Annotated in this window: 3 protein-coding genes; 1 reads left to right on the forward strand and 2 read right to left on the reverse strand. The window is 72.4% G+C overall.

Annotation, left to right across the window (positions count from 1 at the left end; translation table 11 throughout):
- Nucleotides 1–200: 200 nt before the first annotated feature.
- Together ACZ31C_RS16045 and gltB are read right to left on the reverse strand one after the other, a co-directional pair.
- Entirely contained in the window at nt 201–1709 is a 1509-nt protein-coding gene (locus ACZ31C_RS16045) for a glutamate synthase subunit beta (RefSeq protein ID WP_449946720.1), read from the reverse strand.
- A complete protein-coding gene (gltB, locus tag ACZ31C_RS16050; protein ID WP_465795932.1) occupies nt 1702–6432 on the reverse strand; it encodes a glutamate synthase large subunit in 4731 nt (1576 codons plus the stop codon). The genes ACZ31C_RS16045 and gltB overlap by 8 nt, the downstream gene beginning before the upstream one ends.
- Before the next feature lie 149 nt (nt 6433–6581).
- Here gltB and ACZ31C_RS16055 point away from each other — a divergent pair, with 149 nt between their 5' ends.
- Nucleotides 6582–7427 carry a GNAT family N-acetyltransferase gene (locus tag ACZ31C_RS16055; protein WP_465795933.1) on the forward strand — a complete coding sequence of 282 codons (846 nt, stop codon included), beginning with the start codon at nt 6582–6584 and terminating at the stop codon, nt 7425–7427.
- The last annotated feature ends 268 nt before the right edge of the window (nt 7428–7695 follow it).

Consider the following 7695-nt stretch of genomic DNA (forward strand, 5'->3'; position numbering starts at 1 on the left):
CAGAGGGTGGTGGTGGAGCCCGTGGACCGCGCGCGTGGCCAGGGGTTGTTACTAGCCGGTAATGCTATCGAAACATGCAGATGAAGTGAATAGCCCGCACTCCGCAGACGCGACACGCCCGGCCGATCGCGGCCGGGCGTGTGTGCGGTTGTTAGGAGGGGTCCCCTGCTATGCACGAGGCGTTAACAGGGGGCCCTTCCTTACACAGCGAGGGGTTGGGACGTGGCGTGCACGGGTGCCGGGAGGGTGCCGACGCCACCGAGGTACTCGTGGATCGCGGCGGCGGCGGCCCGGCCCTCGGCGATGGCCCAGACGATCAGCGACGCGCCCCGGTGCATGTCACCGGCGACGAAGACCCCGTCGGCCTCGGTCTGCCAGTCACCCCGCGAGTCGATCGCGCCCCGCGCGTTGCGGGTCACCCCGAACTGGGTCAGCAGCGGCTGCACCTCGGTGCCCTCGAAGCCGATGGCCAGCAGCACCAGGTCGGCGGGCAACTCCCGTTCGGTCCCCGGGACAGTGGTGACGATGCGCCGGCCGTCCCGCTTCTCGACGGTCACCTCGGCGATCCGCACGGCACGGACCGCGCCGGTGCCGTCGTCGACGAACTCCTGCACCGCGACCGCGAAGACGCGCTCGCCGCCCTCCTCGTGCGCCGCGTACTCGCGCAGCACCCACGGCCAGGTCGGCCACGGGTCGCGCTCCTCGTCGCGGGCCTGCGGCGGTCGCGGGTACAGGTCGAGCTGGTGTACGCCGGCCGCGCCCTGCCGGTGGGCCACCCCGAGGCAGTCGGCCGCAGTGTCGCCACCACCGATGATGACCACGTGCTTGCCGGCCGCGTCGATCGGCGTACCGTCCGGCAGGGTGGCCAGCGCGGGACGGCCCGCGCCGGCCGCGGCGACCACCCGGTTGGCGGCGACCAGGTGCGCCATCGCCTGGTGCACCCCGCGCAGCTGCCGGCCCACGGTGTCGGTGTCCCGGCCCTGCAACGCCCCGCAGGCCAGCAGCACCGCGTCGTGCTGGGCGCGGAGCTGCGCGGCGGTGACGTCGACGCCGACGTTCACGCCGGTCCGGAACACCACGCCCTCGGCGGTCAACTGCGCCAGCCGGGCGTCGATGTGCCGCTTCTCCAGCTTGAAGTCGGGGATGCCGTACCGCAACAGGCCGCCCGGGGTGTCGTCGCGCTCGTACACGGTGACGGCGTGCCCGGCACGGGCGAGTTGCTGCGCGGCGGCCAGCCCGGCCGGGCCGGAGCCGACCACCGCCACCGACCGCCCGGACGGGGTCGGACTCGGCTGCGGGGTCAGCCCTCGGGCCACCGCGGCGTCGGCGATCTCCACCTCGACCTGCTTGATGGTCACCGGGGCGCCCCCGCCGATGCCGAGCACGCAGGCCGACTCGCAGGGTGCCGGGCAGAGCCGGCCGGTGAACTCGGGGAAGTTGTTGGTGGCGTGCAACGACTCCACCGCCGCGTCCCAGTTGCCGGTGCGGACCAGGTCGTTCCAGTCCGGGATGCGGTTACCCAGCGGACAGCCGGCGGTGTCGCTGTGGCAGAACGGAATGCCGCAGTCCATGCACCGGGTGGCCTGCTCGCGGATCAGCTCCTCACCGGCGGGCGGATAGACCTCGCGCCAGTCGCTGATCCGCACCGGTACCGGCCGACGCGCCGGCATCCGCCGGGGGTAGCGCAGGAAACCGTTCGGGTCAGGCACGAGCCACCTCCTGGGCGATCGCCCGCGACGCGGACGGAACCGGCATCGACGTGGGTGCCGCCTGGGGCGGCTGCGCGGTCGGTGCGAGCGCACTCATCACCGCGTCGTCGACGTTCTGGCCGGCGGCTTCGGCGGCCCGCATGATCTCCATCACCCGGCGGTAGTCCCGGGGTACCACGGCGGTGAACTCCTCCACCGCCTCCGGCCAGCGCTTGAGCAGCGCCTCGGCGACCGCCGAGTCGGTCTCCGCGAAGTGCCGCTGCACCAGCTCGTGCAGCCGGACCCGCTCCTGCTCGCCGGGGGCGGCGAGGTCGACCAGCTCGGTGTTGACCCGCCGCCGGTCGAGGTTCCAGACGAACGCGGTGCCGCCGGACATGCCGGCCGCGAAGTTGCGCCCGGTCGGGCCGAGCACCACCACCGTGCCGCCGGTCATGTACTCGCAGCCGTGGTCGCCGACGCCCTCGACGACGGCCACTGCGCCGGAGTTGCGCACCGCGAACCGCTCCCCCACCCGGCCACGCAGGAACACCTCGCCCTCGGTGGCGCCGTACAGGATGGTGTTGCCGGCGATGATCTGGTCCTCGGCACGCCGGCCGGCCTCGGCACCGGTGCCGACGAACGGCGCCGACGCGGCCGGCCGGACGACCAGCCGCCCGCCGGAGAGGCCCTTGCCGACGTAGTCGTTGGCGTCGCCGTGCAGCCGCATGGTGACCCCGCGCGGCAGGAACGCGCCGAACGACTGCCCGGCCGTGCCGCGCAGCGTGAACTCGACGGTGTCGGCGGGCAGCCCGGCACCGCCGTACCGGCGGGTCACCTCGCCGCCCAGCATGGCGCCGACGCTGCGGTGCTCGTTGCGGATCGTCACCTCGGCCCGGACCGGACCGACCGGCGTCCCGTCGGCCGGTGACGCGTCCAGCACCGGGGCGGCCAGCGCGATCAGCTCGTTGTCCAGCGCCAGCTCCAGGCCGTGGTCCTGGGCCCGGACGCCCCGGCGCGCGGCGCCCTCCGGCAGCTCCGGCAGGTGCAGTACGCGACCGAGGTCGACCCCACCGGCCTTCCAGTGCGCGACGGCGGGCGCGACGTCGAGCAGCTCGGTCCGGCCGATCGCCTCGTCGATGCTGCGCAGGCCCAGCTCGGCCAGGTAACCGCGGATCTCCTCGGCGAGGAAGAGGAAGAAGTTCTCCACGAACTCCGGCTTGCCGTTGAAGCGCTCGCGCAGCACCGGGTTCTGCGTGGCGATGCCGACCGGGCAGGTGTCCAGGTGACACACGCGCATCATCACGCAGCCGGAGACGATCAGCGGCGCGGTGGCGAAGCCGAACTCCTCGGCACCGAGCAGCGCCGCCACCACCACGTCCCGGCCGGTCTTGAGCTGGCCGTCGACCTGCACGGTGACCCGGTCCCGCAGCTTGTTGAGCAGCAGCGTCTGCTGTGCCTCGGCCAGTCCCAGCTCCCAGGGGGTGCCGGCGTGCTTGAGCGAGTTCAGCGGGGAGGCGCCGGTGCCGCCGTCGTGACCGGAGATCAGGATGACGTCGGCCTTGAGCTTGGCCACCCCGGCGGCCACCGTGCCGACACCCACCTCGCTGACCAGCTTGACGTGCACCCGGGCGGCCGGGTTGACGCACTTGAGGTCGTGCACGAGCTGGGCGAGGTCCTCGATCGAATAGATGTCGTGGTGCGGCGGCGGCGAGATCAACCCGACGCCGGGGGTGGCGTGCCGGGTCCGGGCGATCCACGGCCACACCTTGTTGCCGGGCAGCTGACCGCCCTCGCCGGGCTTGGCGCCCTGGGCCATCTTGATCTGGAGGTCGTCGGCGTTGACCAGGTATTCGCTGGTGACGCCGAAGCGGCCACTGGCGATCTGCTTGACCGACGAGCGGCGGGCCGGGTCGTAGAGGCGCTCGACGTCCTCGCCGCCCTCGCCGGTGTTGGACTTGCCGCCGAGCCGGTTCATCGCGATCGCCAGGGTCTCGTGCGACTCCGCCGAGATCGACCCGTACGACATGGCACCGGTGGCGAACCGCTTGACGATCTCGCTGACCGGCTCGACCTCCTCGATCGGCACCGGCGTCCGGTCGCCGGTCCGCAGCCGGAACAGCCCGCGCAGCGACCCGGCCTTCGCGGCCAACTCGTCGACCTTGGTGGTGTACGCGCGGAACACGTCGTACTGCCGGGTCCGGGTGGCGTGCTGGAGCAGGAAGACCGTCTCCGGGTTGAACAGGTGCAGCTCGCCCTCGCGACGCCACTGGTACTCACCGCCGACCGGCAGCCCGGCGGCGGCCTCGGCGCCCGGCGGCGGCCAGGCCAGCGCGTGCCGGGCGGCCACCTCGGCGTGGATGCCGTCCAGCCCGACGCCGCTGATCGTGCTCGGCGTGCCCCGGAAGTACCGCTGCACCAGGCGGGTCTCCAGGCCGACCGCCTCGAAGACCTGCGCCCCGCAGTACGACGACACGGTGGAGATGCCCATCTTGGACATGATCTTCAGGACGCCCTTGCCGAGCGCCTTGACGTAGTTGCGGATCGCGGCACGCGCCTCGACCCCGGTCAGCGAACCGGTGGAGATCATGTCCTCCACCGACTCGAAGGCCAGGTACGGGTTGACCGCCGCCGCGCCGTAGCCGATGAGCACCGCCGCGTGGTGCACCTCGCGGCAGTCCCCGGACTCCACGATGAGCGCCACCTGGGTCCGCGTCTGCTCCCGGACCAGGTGCTGGTGCACCGCGGCGGTGAGCAGCAGGGACGGGATCGGCGCGAGGTCGGCGTTGGAATCCCGGTCGGAGAGCACCAGGATGCGGACGCCGTCCTCGATCGCCTCGGAGACGTGCCGGCAGATCTCGGTCAGCCGGGCCTTGATGCCGGCGCCGCCGTCCCGGATCCGGTAGAGCCCGGAGACCCGGACCGCCTTGAAGCCGGGCAGGTCACCGTCCTCGTCGACGGAGAGGAGCTTGGCCAGCTCGTCGTTGTCGATCACCGGGTAGGGCAGCACGATCTGCCGACAGCTCGCCGGGCCCGGGTCGAGCAGGTTGCCCTCCGGCCCGATGGTCGTCGCCAGGCTGGTCACCAGTTCCTCGCGGATGGCGTCCAGCGGCGGGTTGGTGACCTGGGCGAAAAGCTGGTGGAAGTAGTCGTAGAGCAGCCGTGGCCGGGTGGACAGCGGGGCGATCGGGGTGTCCGTGCCCATCGAACCGATCGGCTCCGCACCGGTGCGGGCCATCGGGGCGAGCAGGATCTTCAGCTCCTCCTCGGTGTAGCCGAAGGTCTGCTGGCGACGGCGTACCGAGTCGTGGGTGTAGACCTCGTGCTCGCGGTGCGGCAGGTCGTCCATCTCGATCAGCCCGGCGTGCAGCCAGTCCGCATACGGCTGGGCGGCGGCCAGCTCGGTCTTGATCTCGTCGTCGTGCACGATCCGACCGGCGGTGGTGTCGACCAGGAACATCTTGCCGGGCTGGAGCCGGCCCTTGGCGACCACGGTGGCCGGGTCGAGGTCGAGCACGCCCGCCTCGCTGCCCAGCACCACGAGTCCGTCGGCGGTCTGCCACCAGCGGCCCGGACGCAGCCCGTTGCGGTCGAGCACCGCGCCGACGATCTCGCCGTCGGTGAAGGCGACCGAGGCCGGGCCGTCCCACGGCTCCATCAGGCTGGCGTGGAACCGGTAGAAGGCGCGCTTGTCGGCGGCCATGTCCGGGTCGTTCTCCCACGCCTCGGGAATCATCATCAGCACCGCGTGCGGCAGGCTGCGCCCGGCCAGGTGCAGCAGCTCCAGGACCTCGTCAAAGTTGGCCGAGTCCGAGGCTGCCGGGGTGCAGATCGGGAAGACCCGGCGGATGTTGCCGGACAGCTCCGGCGTCCGCAACAGTGCCTCGCGGGCCTGCATCCAGTTCCGGTTGCCGCGGATCGTGTTGATCTCACCGTTGTGCGCGATGAACCGGTACGGGTGCGCCAGCGGCCAGGACGGGAACGTGTTCGTGGAGAAGCGCGAGTGCACCAGCGCGATGGCGCTGTCCACCCGCTCGTCGGTCAGGTCCGGATAGAACGCGGGCAACTGGTCCGGGGTGAGCATCCCCTTGTAGACCATGGTCCGCCCGGACAGCGACGGGAAGTACGCCGGCACGCCGCGCTCGGCCGACTCACGCTCGGCCTGCTTGCGGACGCAGAACGCGACCCGCTCCAGCTCGATGCCGCGCAGCGGGGAGCCGGCCGGACCGGCGGGGGTGTCGGTCAGCCGGTCCGCGGCGAGGAACAGCTGCCGCACCCGGGGCATCGCCGCCAGGGCCGTCTCGCCGAGGTCGGAGGCGTCCACCGGGACGTCCCGCCAGCCGAGCAGCTCGGCACCCTCCACCAGGGCGTACTTCTCGATCACCTGACGGGCGCGGGCCTCGGCGGCGTCGTCGTCCGGGAAGAAGACCAGGCCGGTGGCGTACTCGCCGGCCGGAGGCAGCGGGAAGTCGACCACCGCGCGCAGGAAGGCGTCCGGAACCTGGATCATGATGCCCGCGCCGTCACCGGTGTTCGGTTCGGCGCCCCGGGCACCTCGGTGGTCCAGCCGACACAGGGCGCCGAGACCGCTGGCGACCACCGTGTGCGAGCGCCGGCCGTGCAGGTCCGCCACGAATGCCACACCGCACGCGTCGTGCTCGTGGGCGGCGTCGTACAGGCCGGCAGGGGACGCTACCTGGCCGTCGCGCGGTGCCGGCTGGGGGTGGTGTGGGTACGCAAAGGCCACCCGGGCCTCCTGTCGTCACTCAGGCGTGGATCATGGTCGGGACGACGTCGGCCCTGTATCGGACTATTGAGTCTACGTTAGGGCGCGGTACGCAAGGCCAGTGCAGATTGATCACACCGTCCAGACTCTGGGACGTGTAGTCTCGCGCGGTGGATAGACCGTACGCCGACCTGCTGGATCGGCTGGAGCGCTTCTACGACGCGGTGCCCCGCGACGTCGCCCGCGCGGAGGAACACGGCGGGTGTGTGCTGTTCGTCCGCGAAGGCCCCGGATGGCCGTTCTATGCCCGTCCACGCCTCGGTGCCGACCGAGCGCCCTCGCTGGCCGACCTGACGACGGTTCGCAACCGACAGCGGGAACTCGGCCTGCCCGAGGCCCTGGAATGGGTGCACGAGATCAACCCGGACCTGCTCGCGGTCGCCCGCTCGGCCGGACTCGGCGTACTGGAAGCCCCGCTGATGGTGCTCGACCCGGAGGCCGTCGGCGACCCGGCGACGTACACCGACGTACCGGTGCGGATGCTGGCCGCCGCCGCGCCGGACCTCGCCGCCGACGTGGCCGCTCGCCGGGCCGTCGCGGCCGTCGGCTTCGCCGCGCCCGGCACCAGCCGAGGCGCCGGCGGCCCGGCCGAACGCGACGCCGCGATGATCGGCCTCGACGTCGCCGCCCTGGACGAGGAACGGGCCCGGATCGCCGACGGCAGCCGACTCTCCGCCCTGGCCGAGACCCCCTCCGAGGGCGCGCTGGCCAGCGGGATGGCCATGCGGGTCGGCGATGTGGCCGAGATCGCCGGAGTGGCCACCCTGCCCAGCGCGCGCCGTCGGGGCCTGGCCGCCGCGGTCACCGCCACCCTGGCCCGCGCCCTACTCGCCGACGGCACCGGCCTGGTCTTCCTCTCCGCCGGCAGCGAAGAGATCGCCCGGGTCTACCTGCGCGTCGGTTTCCGCCGCATCGGCACCGCCTGCATAGCCGAACCCGCCACAGTCACCCCCTGACCGTCCCGCCGCGTTGATCACCCACCGCCGCGTTGATCACCCACCGCTGCGTTGATCAAGAGGTTTGGTCGCTCCCGGAGATCAACTAGCGCCAAAACCTCTTGATCAACGCAGCGGACGGGCGGGGGGCGGGGGTGGGTGGGTGGGTGGGTGGGTGGGTGGGTGGGTGGGTGGGTGGGTGGGTGGGTGGGTGGGTGGGTGGGTGGGTGGGTGGGTGGGTGGGAGGGTGGGTGGGTGGGTGGGTGGGTGGGTGGGTGGGCGGGTGGGT

The sequence above is a fragment of the Micromonospora sp. NPDC023869 genome (genome assembly GCF_055559695.1).